This is a genomic window from Desulfosarcina ovata subsp. ovata, from assembly GCF_009689005.1.
In the GTDB taxonomy this organism is placed as follows: domain Bacteria; phylum Desulfobacterota; class Desulfobacteria; order Desulfobacterales; family Desulfosarcinaceae; genus Desulfosarcina; species Desulfosarcina ovata.
Window position 1 is genome coordinate 6,906,751 of the sequence record NZ_AP021879.1, and the last position, 21,851, is coordinate 6,928,601.

A 21,851-nucleotide genomic window follows, 5' to 3' on the forward strand; every position below is an offset into this window, starting at 1 on the left:
TTTCAGGCTGTAGCATATCGTGACGGCCAATGGCTGCGCTTGTTGTCTTTACACCCCGATCATGATTCTGCATATCAATAACCCAATTCCTCCGCCCTAAGCCTTTTTAAAAAAATCTCCGATTTTTTCTCCCACATACCGAATCTGCCCCTCCCGCAACTCCGGATACATGGGCAAGGACAAGATCCGCTTGGCCGCTATCTCCGCCACTGGAAAGCCGCCTGCCTTGTATCCAAGGCTTTTGTAGGCCTCCTGCAAATGAAGCGGAATTGGGTAATGAAGCCCCGTTTGGATGCCGTTTTCCCGCAGGTAGGCCTGAAGTTCATCCCGGCTGTCCGTCTGGATAACGTAGAGGTGGTAGACGCTTTCGGCGCCGTCGATCACCATCGGGGTTTCGATTCCCTCAATGTCTGCGAGCAGTTCCGCGTAGAGCGCAGCATTTTCCTGCCGCTGCCGGGTCCATGTCTCGATATACTTCATCTTGACACCCAGTACCGCTCCTTGAAAACCGTCCATTCGCGAATTCCAGCCGACGATGTTATGAAAATACTTCTTTGCCTGCCCGTGGTCCCGGAAAGTCGCCATGGTTTCTGCGAGCTGCTCGTCGCTGGTCACAACGGCCCCGGCCTCGCCGTATGCGCCGAGGTTCTTTCCCGGGTAAAAGCTGAAGCAACCGGCATTGCCGATGGAACCGGCCCGCCGCCCTTTGTAGGTAGCCCCGTGTGCCTGGCAGGCATCTTCCACGACCGCAAGATTATGTTTGGCCGCGATGTCCATCAGTGGATCCATGTCAGCCATCTGCCCGTAGAGATGCACAGGAATGATCGCTTTGGTTTTAGGTGTGATTGCCGCCTCCACCAGTGCCGGGTTCATATTGCACGTCGATTCGACAACATCGACAAACACCGGAGTGGCGCCACAAAAGCTGATCGCCTCGGAGGTTGCGATGAAGGTGCTCGGTGTGGTGATTACCTCGTCCCCCGGACCTACCCCCAGGCCGATCAGAGCCAGCCACAGAGCCTCGGTGCCGCTGCCGCAGCCGATGGCGGATTCACATCCGCAAAAAGGTGCGAACTGTGATTCGAATTTTTTTGTCATCGGCCCGCCGGCAAAAGCGCAGGTGTTGATTACCTCCTGCAGGACTGCATCGATTTCATCCTTGATGGCACCGTATTGCTGTTTCAGATCGAGAAAAGGAACATTCATTTTGTTAATCCCATCATTTTAGTTGTTAAGGCGGTTCGTCTGCCATGCCGTGTTTAAAACACGGGGCCGTGAGGATCGCTGCTATTTGTTTTCTGGAATTCTTATTGGAGTACGATAGAAATAGGCCGGAAGAAACTACTTTGAAGCTGCCATGGCCAGATATAGCTGATGATATTGCGCTGCAATTTTTGCCCAGTCATGGTTTTGCCGGATCTCCGATCGGGCCTTTTGCCCCAGAGCAACGGCATCGTTATATTGCCCCAGGACGATACCCAGTTGGCTCGCCAGGGAATTGGCATCAGACATTTTAAAGGGATAGGCAAGACCGTCCGCCACCGCAATGTTTTCCGGGATATCGCTGTAAACCGTTGGTGTTCCAAAGGAGAGTCCCTCAAGGAGAGCCATAGACATTGCTTCATACTCGGAAGGGAATACGAAAACCCGGGCATGGGCATACAGGGCATAGAATTCATCCCCGGTGAGAAATCCCGTGAACAGCACCCTATCTGGCTTGTTTCGGGTCAGCTGATCGAGGTATTCCGGATCACTGCCGCTTCCCCCGCCGGCGATTACCAGGGGCAGGTCCGTATCAAGGGCTGCATACGCCTGGAACAGAGTGTGCAAACCCTTTGTCCGTTCGACACGACCTGCCGAGCAGAACAGAAAACCCTGCGGTTTCAGGTCCCACTTTTTAAGGAAGGCTTCTGGGGGCTTCTTCATGAAGAGGATGCCGTTCGGAATATAGTGAACGTCCTGTTTGTATTTTTTCTGGTAATAGTCCGCCAGTGGCTTCGATACGGAAGTGATCTTATGTGGTACATGGATAAAAAAACGTTCGGCAATTTTGGACATGGTGCGAGGGATCAGGCCCCATTTCTTCCTCAGATAGGCTTGACCATGAGAGGTAGCGATGGTGCCGAATCGGGCCTTTGGTTTCCAGGCCAGCAAACAGGGGTCGGTGCTGTGAATATGGACGATGTCAAATGCCTCTTTGTTCGTGGCAGCTGAAGCGTTCCACATGTGGCTGATCATCTCCAGGCTGCCCGACGAAGAACCGGGAACGACCTTGACCTGTGCTCCGGCGTAATCGGACATCTCTTCGGTGTAGGTGTCGTATCCGTATACCGTGATCTCGTACCCAAGATTGGACAAATGCGGCAGGAGTGAATCAACGACCACCTCCACACCATGGTGACCGGGTACGCCTTTTGTCCCCAGAATCGCAATCTTCATCTTCTCAATGCCCGCTTATTGGAAAAAAGTTCTATATCCTCCACGCTCTGCCCTTCGCCCTCTGCGCCATGCTCTCCGCCCTATGCCCTTTCAAAGACATATCTCTTGCCCTCGATACAACCTCAATTTGTTTTCCAGCACCCATTTTATGGGCCGCCACGGTTTTTTCCGCATCGCAGGAACGGCCGTGCCGGTCATCCAGCAGTTTTGTTTGCAGTCGCTCACCTGCCTGCGGATTTTTTCTGCCTGTTCGCTGTTCCAGATTTCTTCAAAGGATTGATCCACCAGATTTCCCATGATCATGGGCTCCGATGATCCATTGCAGGCAAGCACCTGGCCCCACGGATCCAGGAAAAAGGTATCCGTTGCTGCGCCGCAGGCGATGGGCCGCTCTTCACCCTTCAGATGCATCAGGAGCCCCAGGTTGATGTAGGCCCTGAACCAGTCCTTCAACCGCCGCTTGATATTCCTGCGAGGCGATTGAAGCAGGGCCTCCATGAATCGGATGATGGCGTCCTGAACCTCATCGGCATTTTCAATTTTGTTGTCGTTTTTATGAAAATAGAACGAATTGTGAATGATCGCGTTGGCGAATTCAACATCCAGTGCGCTCACCAGCGTATGAAAATCCATCAAATCATGACAATTGTCGCCGGAGATCGTCATGGCAAATCCGATATCCTTTACGCCCATCCTCTTAAGGCGTAGGACTGTTCTCAAGGCCCGGTCAAATCCGTTTTTAATCCCGCGAAGCCGGTCATTGAGGGCAGGGAGCCCTTCAACACTGACACGAACCGTAATATCCGGGAACTTTCTGGCTACGCTTTCAATACGATCCGTGAAATAGCCGTTAGTGCTGATTTCAAGCCGATCCGACTTTTTGTCCAGGATTCGGACGATGTCTCCGATATCCTTTCTCAGCATCGGCTCGCCGCCCGTGATATTCAGCCGGGTCATGCCGGGGGGGATTTTCTCGAGGATCTTCGGATCGAACTCCTCACTGGCCTTGCTGGGATATTTCCAGGTGTCACACATCCCGCATTTGGCGTTACACCGGTAGGTGGTTATGACTGCACATTCCATGACGTTTCACTTTTCAATTTTTTTGTTCTTTTTGGCTTCAATTAATACTTTGTAAAGATCAAGGGTTGCTTCAATAAACCTTTCCGGATTATTAACCGCCTCTACCTTTTTTCTCGCCCTCCTGCCCATGGCTTTGATTGCTGAAAGCGGCATTTTGTCAAATCTGGCGATAGTGCCAGCCAACTCCTCTGGCATGAAAGGTTCAAACAACAAACCTGTGTCGCCGTCATCCACAATTTCCGAAATTCCCCCGATTTTTGAGGCAATCACCGGCTTTCCGTATGCCATGGCTTCCAGTGCCGAATAGGGATAATTTTCATACCACTCGGAGGGGATGACAATTGCCTTCGCATTTTGAATGACCTTTTCAAGTGCATGCCCCTGCAAATACCCAAGGAGTTCGATATTTGGAACACCAGATTTCTCGATACGCGCCTGCAGCTCGGATTCTAAGCTGCCAGTCCCGGCAATTTTCAAATGCATGCCGTTCAGGCTGCCTTTCAGCCTGATAAATGCATCGATTAATGTTCCAACGCCTTTGATATCTTCTAAACGTCCTAAGTAAAGCAGATAGCTTTCAAACTCGTAGTGGGGTGTGAAATTTTCAACATCCAAAAAATTGGGCAAGTGAAGAAACTTTTTAGGATCGTACCCCGCATCGACAAACTTGTTTCTTAAAAACTGGCTGGGGGAGATGTATTTATCGATGCAGCTTTCATAGATGGGGCGAGAGTTGAACACTGTCTCAAGATAAGTGACAATCGAGGCGCCCATAGATCCTTTTTTACACCTATTCCGAACCACGTTGAAAAAATGCCTGCCCGTACACTTTTCACAAATCTGCTTCCCGTCGTGGAAATTCGTATTGGGGCATAATTCCTTATAGTCATGCAGCGTCCATACTACAGGGATAGCTTGTTTAGATATTTCCGGCAGAAAGGATTTGGTCAGGTGATGACGAACAGAGTGGAGGTGCGCAATGTCAGGCCGAATATCATCTATTAGTTTAGCAATATTGCGTTTGGCCTCTTTTGAAAAAATGGAGCGCGAAACCACCTTAACAGTGTTGATAACACTCTTATTTCTAAGAGACTCTCTATAGTCGATATGGCTTATGAAATACTGTTCATCAAGGCAGGGAATGTTCTTTTCTCCTTGCATTGCGAAAAAATGGATTTCATGCCCTCTATTCTTTAACAATTCCGCCATATCGAAAGCTAATCGGCAGTCACCGCCTCTTAAGTGATGGTAGGAGTTAATAATTACAATTTTCATAGCGCAAATATTGAGGCCGGTTTAAGAAACAGGCTAACCAGGACGGAAATTTTAGACACTAAATTAAGGCTTGGGGCTTTTCTCGATAACCCATTCGGTATGTTCCATATGAAGTGCCAATGTATACAAAGCTCGCAAATGGATCGAATTTTATCGAAAACACCGTCATGCCGGGCGACAGATTAAAATTTGCCTCCCGCCAAATTTTACCATTGTCTATGGACATGAATACCCCATTCCCGTTTCCATAACCCAAGGCGCGGCGACCGGCAAAAACCAGATCGGGGTTGTCAGGTGCATAATTGATGCATTGCGTGTACATGGTTCCGAAAAAATCCCGTCGCAAACCATGGCGATAATCACGATGTGCAGCTGACTGCTCTTCAATTCGATATACGCCCCTTGTTGTCGCAAGCAATACGACGCCTCGGGGCGTTATTTTTATATCCAAAATGGCTCTCTCGGGGATATCAAGTTTAACCCTTGGGCGGTATGATTCACCGTGGTCTATGGAAGATAAAATTTCGCATTGTTTGCCAGTGGCTTCCCATATCGCATACAATGTTTTTCCGTCAGTAGATAAAGCTCGCGCGGTTTGGGACATGCGCCGCCAGGTGCTCCCTCCATTTACACTTAAAAAGGGGCCGGCATAGACCAGTTCTGAAATAGTGGGGTGAAAGCAGACAAAATAGAACCGATCTCTTAATTGGGAAGTTTCCGAGAAAGACTTTCCGTAATTATGACTTACCAAAAGCCCTTTTTTACCCCACTGACCAAAGCCCATAACTATATGCTTCCCCCTTGCGCTGGCCGACGAGACACTCTTTGCACCATCTATCCGAGGGGTTCTCACCTCCCTGAAAGTCAGGCAATTGTCACGGGTTTCCCATAAACCATGATCCGTCAGGCAAAAGATCATGCGGCCCGGCGCAAGAAAAATAATATCCACCATCCGTGCGCCGGTGAAACCTGATCCGGAAAAATGCCAGGATTCACCACCATTTTCTGTCCGAATAATTCGGGCTCGGCCATTGGTAACATGCAGGCAGGTCTCAGGCTTGGTAGGGTGGGGCGCAAATGGGCTGGAAAAATAAAATCCCGGCTTCCCAAGCACATTTTCTGGATCAATAGAGCCAGGCTTTTTCCATGTATACCCACCGTCATCACTTGAGCAGGGCGGTTGTCCGCTTTTGTCGGCCCTGATGTAAATTTTCTTCGCGTTCACCGGGCTGACATAGATATCAGTTATGTCGGTAGACCATAGATAAGCCGAGGGCAATTTTCTAAAACTCTTTCCATAATCCTCGGAAACCGCAACACCTTTCTTCCCCATAGCAGCATAAACAAATTGAGGTGCAGCGGGGCTGTTTCCAATTGATCGGGGGGGGGCAGGAAGTCCTGCCCCGATAGGCGTCATCGTATCGTTAAGGTATCTGAAGAGACCCTTCCTGGAAGCGAGTAAAATTGCCCCCTCTCTATCCATTGACAGCGCCATGTCATGAATTTCGGTATCGTGGCATTGCGTTTGATGCCAGCTTTCACCGCCGTCCCTGCTCTCCAAAAGGCCTTCACTTGCGGAAGCGCACCATACCCTCAGACAACGGCTTTGCAGGCCTCTTTCATTTGTCGGCGGCTGAAAAAGAATTAAATCTCCTTTAGATACCTGTTTAAAGAAATCTGTTCTCCTGACCATTTTCCAACTCTCTCCACCATCCGTGGTCAGGATAATTCCCTGATAGCGTTTGGGGTATTTCATACCCCGTTGGCGGTCATAGCCGAGAAACCCCGCGGCTATTACGGTTTCAGGGTTATACGGGTCAACCGCAATTGATCGGGCACCATAGGCAAAAAAGCCCCTGAATTTCGGAGCCCAGCTTTTTCCACCATCTGTTGACCTCCAGACACCTGACTGGTCAGTACTGAGATAGGCAATGTTTGGTTTGCTAGGCGCATAAGCTAAAGCATGAACATATTGGAAGCCATCACCCCCAGCCATGTTTAGTTCTTTCATCCTGCCTGTGGAGAGGGGAATGCTGGCCCAAAAATTGTCCACTGCATTCACTTTGGAATTTGCAGCAAGCAGACGCAACGGAAACATCATGGACAACAGAAAGGAGGTGCCGATTTTTATAAAAACTCGCCTTTTCATCGAGGTAAATAATTTTGTGGGTGATCTATCAATCCCGAAGAGATATAGAATCTACATGCTTTATTGATGTTGGGCATAAAGAAACGGCAATTGGCTCATCGAGCCCTCAAGGTTGTTGCGCCAATAATTGATTTTGTCCTCAAGAATTTTTCTATGGGAAGCCCGATCTTTCCAGCCACGATCAATAATGTCTTTCACATTCTCAGTGGAGACCATGTCTATATCTACAGTGTAGTCTCCTAGTCCAACAAGCTTCATATATTCCCGAAGCTTAAACTGATAATTAATGGATACTGTAGGGGTAAATATCCCCGTCGAAAATATACATGCATGCATACGGGTTACAAGGCAAAGTTCAAGAAGCCCCATTATTCCCTTTAACTCTGATGGGGTATACAGCCGTTCTAAAATAGTGAGGCCCTTCTTATTTCTCATGAGGTCAGCTATTTCCTTTGCGGTCGCCAAGTCATCCTCACGACATCCCTCCGTTAATACGTTGGTGGCAATGAAAAGAATTTGCACGCCTTTCTCTTCGATGTATTGATCAGCAACTGTGGCGATTGCTTTTTTATAATCATCGTAACCACTTTCCCCTTGGGCCTTGATGTAGTCCCATTGCATGACAGACATCCCAAGTAACGGTTGAGCTTCTTTTTTCAAACCGTACTGGTTTAATAGTCGCCATGAATTTTTTTCCGATATGGCGTCCTGCAGCACTGCCACATCGCAAGTGTCAACTATCACGGGTTTTGTAACACCGAGATCTTCGAGAGTTTCGTTCGACTTTCTGTCTCTTAGATATATAACGTCGCATTTATTAAGAACTATTTTGGATAAATAGCGAGTCAGTCTGAAATGGAAGGGCCCTATTGTTTGCGGAAATAGTATCAGAAACTTATTGTAGCTTTTAACCATCCACAACATGTACAAAGAAAAAAGAATCGCCTTATAAAAGTTATCGTTTATACGCTCTGCACCGACACTGACGATAATGTCTGACTCTTTCACCTTTTTTATGGCGGTAAGTGTTTTATTGTTAAATGTATAGAGAGTCTCTGGCACATGAATATGGGGCCTCCTTAAGACAACCGCGAGACAATTAACCATCATCCAAAAACTCGTTCTTGCAAGCCAAAGCAACTGTCGTAACCGCGTTTGGTTCAGTGGAAGAGAGATAAGTTCATGATAACATGGTAATTTCGTCAATTTATGGATTGACTCTGGCGTTTGCGCCAAGACTTCAATAGCAACTCCAGGAAAATTTTTCTTAAGAAGTCGAACGCTATTTTCAACAAGTGCGCCAGAGCCGATATTGGCAGCGGAATAAGCCTCTATAATTAATATTTTCATGATGGAATCCCGCCCTCAATATCGTTTATCAGGCCGATCGCTGTTTTACCATGGAGATAAGTCTCTTTTTCAATTTTCACAATTCTGCTTTTCAGTTCTTCAGCCACCTGTTCCCTGTTTCGCCAAAGCGAAGAAATTTTATTAATTAAAACACCCGTCTCGATGTTATCAATGTTGTAGACATAGTCCTGCATTCCCATCATCTCGCCGATTATCCCGTGACATCGGAAGTCGCCGTCATGAGTTATCAGCAATGAGGGGACTGCCGAGCATACTGCGTCAATTGTAAAATGGAGACGGGTGCCGATGGTCATGTCCAGACATGCTGCCATGCCTTTAAGTTCATGGGATGAATACTCGTTACTTACAATATGAATCCTTTCGGGACTCAGAGCCTTGTCTTTTATCATTTTTGCGGTAATACGGTCATCCAATACCTCCGTTGGCCCAATGGAGTGGGGGATGAAGACAACCGTTGCATGAAGCTTGTCCGTTAAAAAGTTTACAGTTTCGACAATTGGCGCCAATGCTTCTTTGCGCCGGTTCATCATTTTTCTCCCCGGAAATGCGAAGTCGAGTTTTCTCTGACTGACTGCCATCCCAACTAAGGGTCGATTCTCGGGAATTCCTTCCGTTTCCAATAGTGCCCAGGCATCTTCTGATGGAATCGGCTTAACAAGAAACGCCAAATCAGGATAAACAGTCACCGGCGTGCCGGAGTTTAAAACGCCAATGTCTGCCAAATAGGTTTTTGATTGGCCTTCCCGGAGTGTGATGTACTTTACTCTTTTAAGCGTAAAACAGCTCCAAAAATTCAATATTCTTGCCTTGATATTTTTTCTGTTTCTTACTCCCGGTTTTATGGTCGCAGCATATATGATCGCCTGCTTTTTTAACGATTCAAACAGCAGCGCCTGGATGCCATGATAAAGCGGCGTATAGAAACTATCATGTGACATTAATATGATATCGGCCTCAACATACGCCCTCCAGACGGGGCTCCGCATGAACCAAAAGGCCTTGTTCTTTAACAATTTATGCAAAACACCAAACGCAAAGTGTTTTCCGATGAAATTAATGTAGTTGTATATTTTTTTGAGAGTGCTGCCATATCCGTCCAGAATGTGTTCCGGTACCACCCCTTGGGCATTCACTACAACCGCGTCTCCAGCATAATTAGGAGTGTCGATTTCAGGATTCAAGGAGAACAGGCGGACATCGGTATCCGCGTAAGGCCGAAGAGACTCTTTCAAGCCGTAAAAAAGTGCGGCTTCCCCCTTGTTATGGCTTGGTATGTCTTCTGCAATCAAAACTTTTATCATGGTTTATTTCCAACCGTATCTGCCGGTACAAATTGATGACGACTGTGCAGTTTTCGATTCCGCAATAACAAAATAATAAGAACCCCTGAAAAAAGTGCGTTTGAAGCCATTGCTATGGACATAGAGATCGCCGTCCCGATCAGGTCCCACAATGGTGTCAGTTGTACCAGCAGGATAACAACTATGCACATCTTCCCTGCTTCAAGAAAAAAACGAATTTGTGGCAAATCAATGGTGTAATAAAGAAATGAAAGCGGCAAATAAATCGAACTGAAAATGTACCCAATCAACAAGATTCGCAACGGCAGGATTGCGTTGGTGTATTGAGGGCCGTAAACTATTTTAACCAAGAGAGGAGCGAAGAATTCGAGAAGCACTATACACACCAGTATAAGACTAACCGGCCGGACTGCATCCTTGATGTAGGAAGCTAAAGATCCCCGTTCCAAGGAAACCGACATTGCTTTCGGTAAAAACACAGCACTCAGTGATCCGGTAACAACTGTTATTGCCATTGTTAATTGAGACGCGACGCTATAATGACCAAGGGCTTCTATGCTCAGGTATCTAGTTAAAACCATCCCATCTATCCGCGGAAAGGCATAAAAAACGATCGCCGTTAAAAAAATCCACTTCCCGAATTGAATAATATTTCTGATTATGCCAGGTTCGATTATAGAGAAATTTGGAATTGTCCCAAGTAACATGGCGAGGCTTGCCGCGCCGATCATCCCTGAAATTGCGGTGTAAAGATATACGACAAAGGCAATATTTCGGATACTTGTGATCCAAAATAAAATGAGCAGGCCGATGCAAACGGTTGCTGTATAAAGGCCTTGCATCACGGCAAAAAAACCAAATTTTTCACGTACCTGAAAATAGCTCGCCACGCTGTTCATGATCGACAGAAGCGCCCCGCAAACCAGACCATAACTTATCAACCATGCGGTCTGGGGCTTCTGGAAGAACACATCTGCAAGCAAATGGCCAGTCGGGTAAGAAATCAAAATAATGGATAGGCAGAAGATCACCTTGAGTTGCACATTTGCCCGCCAATAATTGGACATCGCCCCCGATGTTGTTTGCCCCTTGGCAAATTTCACAAAAGTTGTATCCAATGATTGCGGAACGATCCAGGCAAACAACATGATTACATAAAAAAGGCTGAATTGACCATATTTCTCAGCGCCCAGAAATCGCGCAATAAGCACGTTGTTGAACAATGCTATGATCCTGGCAGAACCAATACCTAAAAGGACCGACAGATAATTTTTTACGGATTGACCGGATAATATCCGATTCTTAAATATAGCTGAGCTAAATTTATTCATTAACCGATTTGGGTGCGCTAATAATGCTTTGAAGGTTAGGCAGGTGGGCAATAACTTTATATAGGAGTGCCGGCAATCTGATAGACGATAAAACTTGTTCCAGGAATCGGGTTTGGACTTTTTCAGAAAGGCCCGCAATCTGTAGCGCAATCGGTACTTTTTCCCCCAAGTAATATTTGGTCAGTTCATTTTTCCGCAGGAGGCTTTTCCAGTCGATGGAGCCTTTAATGCTTGAGATATCCAGCCCTGGCTTAAACTCAAGGTTCAGCGTGTTTCTTAACAGTTCTTGACCAAGACTTGTCCAGGCGATTGCCATTGTTTTACCGGATCCTTCAGAGGGTTCAATGCCCCACGGATCTGCAAGCGTGAGATCTGCTTTGTAACCAAAGGGACTTGGGCAAAAATTGCAGGCCGGAAGACACCACAAACGTTTACCAAAAGGAATGGCAGCTGCCATTTCATAATCTAAAGAGTGCTTATTGATTGACATCTTGCCCGGCCAGCCCGAGCCTCTGTATTCCACCTCGGCAACAGGTTCGTTTGTGTTTATTCGCAAACGTTTTTTAATAAAATGCGTAAATCCGAGGTGCTTTTGCTGTTTGCAAAAGATCGCAATGCGGATAATTTTGTCAACACGGCCTTTTAACAATTTGGAGGCCGCCAGGAGTTGACAGGTCGTTCCCACAATCGCGATCGATTCTACATTTTGTTTTGGCCGCAGATTTTTCATTGCGAGGATCGGAAGATACATGGACGGCGCCACTTGTGAAATATCAAGCTCCCCTTCCATCAACTCGCCTTCTGCCCATGGGTAACGCGATCTTCTCATCAACGTATAAACAGCTTCACATTTCTTATCCTTCAGACACCCGGACAAAATCGTCCTGGTCGCACCTCCAGAAGAAGCATCTCTCCGAACTTGATGATCCGCATGCCAGGCAAAACCGGAATCCTTTATCCCGTTCCAAATCCCCTCTCCTATCTTTAATTTTGGAAGTTGGTGAGCCGGGCACACTGCGACGCATTTCAAACACAAAATACATCTATCTTTTGAAACTGCAATTGTTGCAAGTCCCCTTTCATCTATTATCGCTGAAATAGCTTTTTTTTCGCATATAGCTATACACGCGCCACAATTACAGCACCTGTTTTTATCGAACCGAATAACTTTTTGCGTAAAATAAAGCATAGTCTTATTAAATTTTATATTTACTACTTAACAGGGACTACGGGAAATTCTGTTAGTGGTATCATAACCAGTCTAAAACCCAAGTCGCAGTTAGTTCTATCTTTTTCTCTATGCAGGCGATAATCACAACTCGCACCCTTAGGAGTGCTTGGCCACCCTCCGCCACGCAAAACGCTTTGAGAGTTTACAGACGACGTAACAAGCGGATTTTTCACGGAGGAGATAGGATATAATATATACTTAGAATAATCATCTAAAGTCCATTCCCATACATTACCGATCATATCGTAAATCCCAAACAAATTAGGTTTAAATGATTTTATCGGAGCAGTAAGAGGAAACCCATCATCACAATTAAAATTAGGAAATGACAGCCCGTTATCTTGAAGAGACCGGAAATCATGGACATTTGCGTAATCGCATATATTATCTTTGCTGAAATCCGGTATGTTTTCAAAACCAGAGCAGCATACATTTGTCCACTCAGCTTCTGTCGGTAAACGAAATAGACAGCTTGCAGAATAAATATTTGAAAGCCATTTAGCCATAGAACATGCATCGTGATAAGAAACGTGCACCACCGGATGACTCTCGTCGGATTCAAATCCCGGTGATTTCCATGTCACTTCCTTTTTCTTAACCCATTTTCCTTTACTTTTATCATATAAAAGAGACCAACCTTTCACCTCGGCAGTGGTTTTATAATTCGTATAATTTATAAAGAATCTAAACTGTTTTATGGTTACCTCATGTGACATTATATATAGTTCATTAATATCATTTTTTTTACTCTCTCCCCTATCGCCGTCAAACGGGGCAGATGGAATCCATACAAAATCAATCCCCGTTTTATTCTCAATCCACTTTGTTGAGGAAAGATTTTCATGGGAGACAGACGAAACATTAGGATATTTCATAGAAATAATTTGTGCTCGATGATTTTTCCTGTAATTCTCCCAAAATAAAAATGTAAGAATGATGAAAACAATGGCTACTAAGGCACCCATAGGTATAATATTATTCTTATTCATTAAGCTTTTCAATTTTTTGTTCAATTCATTCATATTACAAAAACAACTATCGATTATGATATACGAGGAAAATCTTGTTAAGGGACCGGTTGTATTTTACAAGTTAACTCTTGAGGTGAATCCTCCTGCTATCGCGGTTTTCGATATATAGCATATTCAATTTGATTCCTGATGCTACTATGCATAGATACATTGGAAAAACAGTTACATTGTTTAAAATGTTTTGAACCACTGATATTATAAGTAAATATGTACAGCAGGTAAATACTGCAAAATTTAACTCTGGAATATTGCTCCGATACCTTATAAAATATAGAAGATTCCTTAAAAGAAATGTCAAGTAAAACAAGAGGGCAATTACACCTGACTCAAGAAACAGCAACAAGTAGTCATTGTGCATTGCCATTATTTTATTTCCATATTCGCCCATTACCAAATAAGATGTTCCAGTACCATACCCGCGTAAAGGGCGGGCTATAATTAATGGCAATGCATTGCCCCAATGCTCCATGCGGCCGAAAAAAGTATTTTTGCTATGGAACTTGCCACTTTCACTTAACTCGGAAAATCTACTAATAATAAGTCCAGAAAATGCGATTGAAATAATAATGATTCCGCAAACAACCCACTTTACATTTATGTGTTTTCTAAATAGGAAAGCGCCAAGCAATAAGGAAAGAAAAATTGCTATCCAAGAACCTCTGTTAAGTGATAAAAAAAGAGAAATCAGCAGAGATATAAAGATCGGATAAATGAAATACCGTTTTTTCAATTTCGATTTTGATGAGAATAAAATAATAGTACCGCAAATTGCAATTGCCAGGTATTCCCCATATGCGTTATATTGGCCGAGCAAGCTTGCTATACGCTTTCGTCCATCCAAGTCATTCACACCGCTAATGAAATATTGATAGTACCCGTAGAGCATCACAACGGTCGCGCTGATAAGGATAGCATAAAGTATTCTATGCAAATCAGAATCCTTTTTTATGCTACTAAATACTATCAAGTATAAAAAAATGTATGAGAGAAATTTAATGAGAAAGGAAATGGATACGAAATAATTTATTGAAAATAATGTGCTGAACACCATGCAAAAAAACAAAAAGAAAAGCAAAAATGTATTTCTGGTGCGCAGAAGATTGAAATTTGCTATTAAATGCACCAATCCATAAAAAATTATGTATATTGAAAACACTGACGTTAATGGTACTAATGCAAAAAGAGTATACCCCATCTCCGCAAAAGGTTGGACAAGCGGCCTACAAAATAAATAACAACATATTACATTTACAGGGTTTTTCCACATTGCCCCCATAACAAGCACTATTACAAAGCATATTAATGTTGCTATCGTCGTATTCATCTTTTTTGTTAGTGTACCATTTAGATGTTTTTGGCATCTTAATTTCAAAGCGCGAGTATAATACCCCGCTACGCTGCGGCGTTAAATTGATTAAATCCTTTTACGGTCCTGACACCTCGCTGCTTGCGGAGAGGTCGCTAATACTAATCCAAATAATAGACTTGCCTGCATATTATTTTGGAGATCGGCCTAATAACATCATATAACTTACTTTATTGTAAGACAATAATTTCCCAAAATATAACGGCAGCAAAATACCAGGTATAAATAAAAGTAAATGATATAAAAAATTCGAACCTACCCCCATCAAAGAAGCAGTCTTTTTCATAATTGTAAAGGTAGGCATATGAAAAACATAAACCATAATTGAAAAAGCTCCATAATAAGAAAGTACCTTCACAACAGTATTTTTAGAAACTTTTGAGGAAACCACATAAGACCATCCTATGATAAGCAATGAAAGTGCGATCCCGCAAATACCTAATGTATCAATTACCATGGAAAGATAGCGTGCTAATCCATCGGGATGGACTGTACTGCTAATGTAAAACCCAGCCAAATAAGTTAGTAAAAGTGCGAATAGATAGGGGGTTCCCTTAGCAGGAGTAATGGCAATTATTTCGTAGAAAGAATACCCAAAGATATAATATAAGAAATACTTAGAAAATCTGTCAAAGGCCAAGAAATGACTATCACCAAGAATGTTTAGTTCAGACTTAATAATTATCGCAATAATGATAATGTAAAACACATTTATATTCAGCTTTTTATTGAAAATATAAGTTGCCATTTGGAATAAATACAAAGTGAACAAAAACCATAGAACACCTGATGGAAGTAAATCACCATTCGATTGTTCAACCAACAAAGCGTATACCATTTCTTTTACTGATGGCACATCAATAATGTTATGGACCACAAAATTTACGAGCATGAACACCACAGATAAAGTGTAAAATGGCATTAATATTGATTTTGTGATTTTTTCTAAATACTCTTTTCTGTCAAAGGTCTTCGAACTTAACTTAATACGCTGGAAGGCTCCTGATATGATAAAAAATAATGGCATCACAAAAGAGAAAATAACTTTACTCGAAGTCGCAAAATATTTTTCATATACAGGAGACCCTGCCAATTGTACTGCCGCATGGCCGTAGACAACCAAAATAATTCCAATCCCTTTTGCGACATCAAGATGATTTAATCTTTTGTTCATAGGGAATATGGGGACGTTGTTGAAAAATTATACAAACGTTTCGCTTGCTGCAATCATAGTAGGGAATATGGGGACGTTGTTGAAAAATTATACAAACGTTTCGCTTGCTGCAATCATAGTAAGCGCACGACATTGCGTTCGCGCTGCGCGTCGGGGGTGTTGTGGACTAAGTCAACCGAGTGCGAGGTTTTTGCTTATTCGATGTCGTTTGGAGCAAAGTTTCGGTATGTGGACGTTGCAGATAGACACAGTGCATTTTAAACACGGTTGGCTTTGCTTAATATCAATTATTATAGTTTTAGCTACAAGCAGAATTGTATTTAAGAGTTGCTTCCGATAATTCTGTTCTTTTTGAAAAAAGTCTCCCAAGCCTCCGAAAAATCTTTGGCAAACCTCTCAAGAACCTCTTCACCTTCATTTTCACGCCCATTGATTACGGGGGTAATGAGCCGAACATAGAGATCATGGGTATTGTCCCTTTTCAAGGCATGTAATGCGAGGTGCAACCGGTTTATGTTTTTGCTGTGGGTTGCCTCTCTGTTGGTTTGGAACCAGAAAAAGATGAGGTCTCTGCTGCCCATTTTTTCCGCTACCATGCGGGTCGCACACATATCACCGAAATTTAGAGGTTGTTTGAAGTCGTATGTGCTTTTCTCAAGAATTTTCCAGCCAGAAGAAGGAAAGCAGGATTCCGGCGTGTGGAAGAAGTTCTCATTCTCCAAAAAAGGTGTGCTCCGATACCCCAAGTAAAGATGCACTACTTCACCCCTGCTATTTTTATAACTGGCATGGAAAGACTCTTCCGCACCGGAAGCGATCACAATATCTTTGCTAATCAAATCCTGATGGCCTTGCCAGTCCTTAATTTTCAGTGGAAAAGACTCCAAGCCCCCTTTGATTGTAATCGCGGGCAACGCGCTGGTACTCCAGGAAAGTCCGCCTACAACAATTAGTAGGGTGCAGGCAGTGATAAATGCGGCCGTGTTGTTTTTTATGGTTTGGGGCCCTTGCTTTGGGCTTTGTGAATCTTCATTCTTTTTAAATGGCCAGTCACTATCGGGCAAAAAGCGCAGCAACCATCCAAATGCAAACAGGAACAAAAATGCGACCATGAAAATGGCCCAGCCTTCAAAGGCATGGAAAAATCCTTCAGCCGCTTTCGACCCCCAGGCCTCGGTCAGGATTCCTGTCAAACCTACCCTCAGTCCATTGGTCAGGACGGAAATAGGAATGGTGGCCAGTACCGAAATCCCTCTCTTCCAGGGAGATTTCTGGAAAAAATAAGCATAGGCCACACCTAAGGCGATGAGGGGGAAAAGAAACCGCAAGCCGCTGCATGCATCCACCACCTGCAGTTGCGTGAATCCTAAATCAATGATATTGCCGGCGGTGTGTACGCTGATTCCCCACAACCGAATGATCTCGGCTCCAATTTTCGAAGAAAAGAGCTTCAAGGGCCCGCCTAAATAGCGATTCATTACGCCAGGAATTGGCATCATAAAGATGAGGAATCCTAAAGGGAGCCACAACTTTTTCAAAGCGTCCATCCCGAAGCAAAGCAGGGTTATGAAAATGAGGATAAAGGGAATACTCGGTCTTACGGCAGAGTAGCTGGAGCCCAGGATGCCGTAAATGGCAAATACCAGAAAGAAAAGCAGAAACGGCAATGCACGGAAATCTGGACAAACCCGGATTTTCTGCAACTGCTTGCGGTCCTCCCAGATGAAGTAGCCGGCCATTATTGGTATCAGGAATCCATACGAATAATCATCGTTGGCCATCCAAGTGTGAACGACCCCTTCCAGCGTCCCCCAGAAGCAGAGGATGAAGAGTGCCAGTAGTAAACCTGCCTGAATCATTGCTTTATGTTTCATTTTATCCATGGTTAGCTGTTATTGATGATCCGCAATGGCTTAGAAAGTCGGGGAAGTTGTTGACAAATTAAGAGGAAGTAGGGGGCACATCTTAAATATTGATTATTCTTTGGTGGCTAAAGCGAAAAACGGTTTTTCACCGCAAAATGATCAACCGCTGCCGATTGAGAAAATCAATCACCTGATCGACACAGGAGTTCAATTCACATTGATCCGTTTCAACCACAAGATTCGGATGTTGTGGTTCTTCGAAGGGTGCCTGGATGCCGGTCATGTTTTTAATTTCTCCCTGTCGGGCACGGCGATACAGCCCCTTGGGATCGCGCTGCTCGCAGACTTCAAGGGAACATTTGACATAGCATTCGAAATAGGGCCAATCGGCCATCAATTCGCGAACAAATCGCCGGCTTTCCTCGTAAGGGGCGATAAAGGCGGCGAATACGAGGATTCCCGCATCCACCATGAGTTTGGCCACCTCGGCGATGCGCCGTACGTTCTCTTTGCGGCCTTCCGGGCTGAGGCTCAGGTCGGCGTTGAGTCCACTACGGACGTTGTCGCCGTCCAGCACGTAGCTGCGAACACCCTTCTGGTAGAGTTTCGCCTCGACCTGGTGCGCCAGGGTGGATTTGCCGCTGCCGGAAAGGCCGGAAAACCAGACCAGACCACTTTTATGGGCATTCATCACATGGCGATCCTGTTGGGTGATGATCGGATCGAAGGGTACGATGTCAGGGTTTAGTTTCATTGGTTCGATTCGTTGGGTTGCCTGGGTTCAGTTAGTTTATCCGCCAACAATCAATCCGGTTTCAGCTTCAACCTTTGGACGTTGAGCTTAAATATAGCTCCGCCGCCTGAATTACACCTCCAGCTCGGACAACAAGATGGGCAAGGACCCGAATCATATACGCAAGAGTTGTTAGCGTGGCATTAAATTGAAGGGGATTATGATTTGGTGGGAGGGGCGAGGGGGCGCATCTTAATTATTTATATTCACTATGGATAAAGAGGAAAATTGATTTTCAACGCAAAATTATCAACCGCTACCGGTTAAGAAAATCGATTGCCGGGTCGGCACAATCGTTCAGTTTCCATCGATCTTCCCCAAACCGTCGACATCCTGGCAACCGTCGGACATCAATTATCAGTACTGCCCCAGATACCATTGGTAGGTGCGTCGAATACCATCTACCAAATTGATCGATGCCCGCCAGCCCAACCCGGACAGGCGCGACACATCCAACAGTTTCTGCGGCGTGCCATCCGGTTTGGTGCGGTCGTAAACGATCTCGCCCTTGTATCCGACCACATCCCGTACGGTGCTTGCCAGTGCATGGATGGTACAGTCAACACCGGTACCCAAGTTGACGAAACAGGGCCGCGGGTAATTCAGGAGTTCGTCCGCGGCGGTCTTCTCATCAAGGTTCATAATATGGACACAGGCGCCAGCCATATCGTCCACATCCAGAAATTCACGCTTGGGGGAGCCGGTGCCCCAGATGGTAACTGCCGCGGGCGGAAGGTCGGGCGAGTGCTGAGGCCTGAGTGCTGAGGACGAAGTGGAGGTTGGGCCGGAGACACCATGAATTCCAAGGGACGCTTTGATGTCGTCCGGTATGGTTCCGAAGCAGGCCTCGTCTTTCTGAATGCCATCCCAATCGCTTTCAAAGGCAAGCTTTGCCAGATGGAATTTACGGATCAGGGCCGGCAGCACATGGGAATTCTCGAGGTTGAAATTGTCGTTGATGCCGTAAAGGTTGGTGGGCATCACCGCCATGAAGCGAGTACCGTACTGCCGGTTGTATGATTCGCACATCTTGATGCCGGCAATTTTGGCAATGGCGTAAGGCTCGTTGGTAGGCTCTATCAGACCGGTGAGAAAATGTTCCTCCTTCATCGGCTGGGGTGCCATTTTGGGATAGATGCAAGACGACCCCAAAAACAACAGACGTTCCACACCGGCCTGATATGCCGCATGGATGACATTACCCTGAATGGTCAGATTATCGTAAATGAACTGGGCCGGGTAGGTGTTGTTGGCATGGATACCGCCCACACGGGCCGCCGCGAGAAAAACATATGCCGGTTTCTCGTCGGCAAAAAAACGCTCTACGGCAGATTGGTTTGTCAGGTCCAGTTTTACCGATTGCAATGCTTCGAGACTGCCGGTCAGCAACTTGTCTCCACCGGGTTTTCGGGAATGATAGCTGCCACAAAGATTGGTATAGCCCATGGACAATAGCTTGCGAACAATGGCGCTGCCGACCATGCCGGCGGCCCCGGCGATGAATATTTTGGATGATTTATTCATTATGATTACTTACCTTCAGAGCACCTTACCTCAACGGGACTCGGGGACATTCTTCAGATATTCGGTTTCCCATCAATAAACAGTTATCAATTAGCGGTTGAAGGGGAACAGCGGGTTATTCATGCCAATTTTCAAATCCGAAAAGCCTTCACTATTTCATTTCCCTTCTCTATTTCCTCGGCAACAACCTCCAACTCGGTTTTACCGAGATTTGCTTCGGATTGACGCTTGACATGGCCAAGTTCTTGGCCTATATGTTGGCTATGAAAACAACAAATATCGGCGAACTGAAGGATCATCTCAGCAAATTCATCAGCTTGGTGGAGCAGGGCGAAGCGGTTGAAATCTGCAAGCGCAACGTCCCGATTGCCATGCTGGTTCCTCACGGTCCCAAGAAGACAGGGAACTGCACCCAACTTGGATGCGGCTTGGGGACCGTTGAGGTGAAAGGCGACCTGACCGAACCGATGATCCCTGAAGAAAGCTGGGATATGTTGAAAAAATGAAGATCCTGCTGGACACCTGCTGCATTATTTGGGCCGTATCAGAACCACTTGCTATTTCCAAGAATGCGAGACTGCTTTTGGCTGCCGAAGAATCTGAAGTATACGTTTCGGTGATCAGCGCGGCGGAGATTGCCTGTGCGGTTGAGAGGGAGCGTATCGTCATTGATCGTCACTGGAAAAATTGGTTCAGGCACTATATCGACCTGAATTGCTGGCAGGTTCAAAACATAAGCCTTGAAATCATGGAAGAGGCTTACTCTCTGCCGGAGGCTTTTCACGCAGACCCCGCTGATCGAATCATCGCAGCGACTGCACGCCTGAACAACTTTACGATCCTGACGGCCGATAAAAAAATCCGGTCCTATCCACACGTTAAAACTTTATGGTAAACAAAGGGGCGTGGGCGCGCACCCTTATTATTGGTAGCGGATTTGGCATAGCACTCGAAAGAGGACCAGTCGGCCATCAATTCCCGCACGAATCGCCGGCTATCCTTATAGGGGGCGAACACCAGTATGCCTGCATCCACCATGAGCTTGGGGGACGTGGGGGACGGGCATGATTTTATGCGTTTACCAAGATCGTTAAACCCACTACGTTAAAAGCATGTTTCCATTAAAGACATCATCAATTTTCATCGCAAAATAATCAACCGCTGCCGGTTGAAAAAATCGATAACATAGCCTGATGTTCACGGAGTGCTTTATAACTGCACAAGCCCTTGGATGAAATCGAAATGCCTGTCTTTGGTAAAAACCTTATAGCCATGCTGGAACGCCACGGCTGCAATCCAGATATCATTGGTGGGGATGGGAGTGCCCGCAGCCTTGAGGTTATTGAGAACGGATGCATAAAAATCCGCTGTGCCTGCATCAATACCATGAACAACAACGCGTGGAGAATCTAAGAATAAATTCAATTCACCCCTGTTTTGGGCTTCACGGCGGCCGCCTTTAAATCCAGAAAGAAGCTCGCCGATGCTGACGACAGAAAACCCGATTTGATCGGTTCCTCTCAATTCCTCGACGACTACGGCATCGCCCCTCATGGCCAGAGAGAAAATGTTGGTATCGATCAACACCTTCTTCACGACCAAATCTCCGGATCGATTTTCCGTTCGTGGGAAATTTTAACATCTATGGTTTCGAATTCTTCTTGGGACCATTTCCCGAACAAATCGTCCAGGTCGTCGTATTGGCGTGTAAATTGTTTTTTTTTGGAAAGCCCAAGGCCAGATCGGATCAGTTCAATGGCTAGCTGATTAATGCTTTTGCTTTGCTTTTTAGCGTTATCTTTCAATTTATCTGCTAAATCCTGGTCCACACCTCGAATCGTGATTGCCTTCATATGTGCTCCCCATGTGACATTAATATATGATGTCAATATGACACCATAATATAATGCTACCAGGC

19 protein-coding genes are annotated in these 21,851 nt (G+C 45.3%); 2 read left to right on the forward strand and 17 right to left on the reverse strand.

All coding sequences use genetic code 11. From position 1 onward, the window contains the following. Positions 1 to 96: 96 nt before the first annotated feature. The 15 genes from GN112_RS30285 to GN112_RS30355 all read right to left on the reverse strand — a co-directional run bounded on the left by GN112_RS30285 (position 97) and on the right by GN112_RS30355 (position 19,933). Positions 97 to 1,206, reverse strand: a complete 1,110-nt coding sequence (locus GN112_RS30285; protein ID WP_155313558.1) for a DegT/DnrJ/EryC1/StrS family aminotransferase — start codon at positions 1,204 to 1,206, stop codon at positions 97 to 99. 135 nt (positions 1,207 to 1,341) lie between these two features. Beyond that, entirely contained in the window at positions 1,342 to 2,439 is a 1,098-nt protein-coding gene (locus GN112_RS30290) for a glycosyltransferase family 4 protein (RefSeq protein ID WP_155313559.1), read from the reverse strand. Between the two features lie 90 nt (positions 2,440 to 2,529). Further along, entirely contained in the window at positions 2,530 to 3,522 is a 993-nt protein-coding gene (locus tag GN112_RS30295) for a radical SAM protein (RefSeq protein ID WP_155313560.1), read from the reverse strand. A gap of 6 nt (positions 3,523 to 3,528) precedes the next feature. Continuing rightward, on the reverse strand, positions 3,529 to 4,797 hold the full coding sequence (locus GN112_RS30300) for a glycosyltransferase family 4 protein (RefSeq protein ID WP_155313561.1): 1,269 nt from the start codon (positions 4,795 to 4,797) through the stop codon (positions 3,529 to 3,531). A gap of 58 nt (positions 4,798 to 4,855) precedes the next feature. Beyond that, positions 4,856 to 6,946, reverse strand: coding sequence for a WD40/YVTN/BNR-like repeat-containing protein (locus GN112_RS30305; RefSeq protein WP_155313562.1), 2,091 nt, complete (start codon positions 6,944 to 6,946; stop codon positions 4,856 to 4,858). Between the two features lie 60 nt (positions 6,947 to 7,006). Beyond that, entirely contained in the window at positions 7,007 to 8,296 is a 1,290-nt protein-coding gene (locus GN112_RS30310) for a polysaccharide pyruvyl transferase family protein (protein ID WP_155313563.1), read from the reverse strand. Continuing rightward, positions 8,293 to 9,618: a polysaccharide pyruvyl transferase family protein gene (locus GN112_RS30315; RefSeq protein WP_155313564.1), complete on the reverse strand. Its 1,326-nt coding sequence runs from the start codon at positions 9,616 to 9,618 to the stop codon at positions 8,293 to 8,295. Before GN112_RS30315 ends, GN112_RS30310 begins: the two co-directional genes overlap by 4 nt. Beyond that, entirely contained in the window at positions 9,615 to 10,949 is a 1,335-nt protein-coding gene (locus tag GN112_RS30320) for an oligosaccharide flippase family protein (RefSeq protein ID WP_155313565.1), read from the reverse strand. The genes GN112_RS30315 and GN112_RS30320 overlap by 4 nt, the downstream gene beginning before the upstream one ends. Continuing rightward, the gene (locus GN112_RS30325) at positions 10,942 to 12,138 is read right to left on the reverse strand and encodes a Coenzyme F420 hydrogenase/dehydrogenase, beta subunit C-terminal domain (RefSeq protein ID WP_155313566.1); all 1,197 of its coding nucleotides are present in this window, start codon (positions 12,136 to 12,138) and stop codon (positions 10,942 to 10,944) included. Before GN112_RS30325 ends, GN112_RS30320 begins: the two co-directional genes overlap by 8 nt. 23 nt (positions 12,139 to 12,161) lie before the next feature. After that, the gene (locus GN112_RS30330; protein WP_155313567.1) at positions 12,162 to 13,202 is read right to left on the reverse strand and encodes a formylglycine-generating enzyme family protein; all 1,041 of its coding nucleotides are present in this window, start codon (positions 13,200 to 13,202) and stop codon (positions 12,162 to 12,164) included. Between the two features lie 70 nt (positions 13,203 to 13,272). After that, complete coding sequence (locus tag GN112_RS30335) at positions 13,273 to 14,142, reverse strand: O-antigen ligase family protein (RefSeq protein WP_162459185.1); 870 nt, start codon at positions 14,140 to 14,142, stop codon at positions 13,273 to 13,275. A gap of 565 nt (positions 14,143 to 14,707) precedes the next feature. After that, positions 14,708 to 15,751 carry an acyltransferase family protein gene (locus GN112_RS30340; protein ID WP_155313569.1) on the reverse strand — a complete coding sequence of 348 codons (1,044 nt, stop codon included), beginning with the start codon at positions 15,749 to 15,751 and terminating at the stop codon, positions 14,708 to 14,710. Between the two features lie 320 nt (positions 15,752 to 16,071). Then, the gene (locus GN112_RS30345; protein WP_155313570.1) at positions 16,072 to 17,634 is read right to left on the reverse strand and encodes an exosortase C-terminal domain/associated protein EpsI; all 1,563 of its coding nucleotides are present in this window, start codon (positions 17,632 to 17,634) and stop codon (positions 16,072 to 16,074) included. 127 nt (positions 17,635 to 17,761) lie between these two features. After that, positions 17,762 to 18,370 carry an adenylyl-sulfate kinase gene (gene cysC / locus GN112_RS30350; RefSeq protein ID WP_155313571.1) on the reverse strand — a complete coding sequence of 203 codons (609 nt, stop codon included), beginning with the start codon at positions 18,368 to 18,370 and terminating at the stop codon, positions 17,762 to 17,764. A gap of 396 nt (positions 18,371 to 18,766) precedes the next feature. Next, positions 18,767 to 19,933 (reverse strand): GDP-L-fucose synthase family protein, encoded by a 1,167-nt coding sequence (locus GN112_RS30355; RefSeq protein WP_155313572.1) that lies wholly within the window; start codon positions 19,931 to 19,933, stop codon positions 18,767 to 18,769. A gap of 233 nt (positions 19,934 to 20,166) precedes the next feature. On the opposite strand from GN112_RS30355, the gene GN112_RS30360 reads away from it, so the two are divergent. Then, a complete protein-coding gene (locus GN112_RS30360; protein ID WP_155313573.1) occupies positions 20,167 to 20,439 on the forward strand; it encodes a type II toxin-antitoxin system Phd/YefM family antitoxin in 273 nt (90 codons plus the stop codon). Further along, positions 20,436 to 20,828: a type II toxin-antitoxin system VapC family toxin gene (locus tag GN112_RS30365; RefSeq protein WP_155313574.1), complete on the forward strand. Its 393-nt coding sequence runs from the start codon at positions 20,436 to 20,438 to the stop codon at positions 20,826 to 20,828. The genes GN112_RS30360 and GN112_RS30365 overlap by 4 nt, the downstream gene beginning before the upstream one ends. Positions 20,829 to 21,142: 314 nt before the next feature. On the opposite strand, the gene GN112_RS30370 is transcribed toward GN112_RS30365, so the two are convergent. Together GN112_RS30370 and GN112_RS30375 are read right to left on the reverse strand one after the other, a co-directional pair. Next, positions 21,143 to 21,529 (reverse strand): type II toxin-antitoxin system VapC family toxin, encoded by a 387-nt coding sequence (locus tag GN112_RS30370; RefSeq protein WP_155313575.1) that lies wholly within the window; start codon positions 21,527 to 21,529, stop codon positions 21,143 to 21,145. Then, positions 21,526 to 21,786 carry an antitoxin gene (locus GN112_RS30375; protein WP_155313576.1) on the reverse strand — a complete coding sequence of 87 codons (261 nt, stop codon included), beginning with the start codon at positions 21,784 to 21,786 and terminating at the stop codon, positions 21,526 to 21,528. The genes GN112_RS30370 and GN112_RS30375 overlap by 4 nt, the downstream gene beginning before the upstream one ends. Positions 21,787 to 21,851 lie beyond the last annotated feature (65 nt).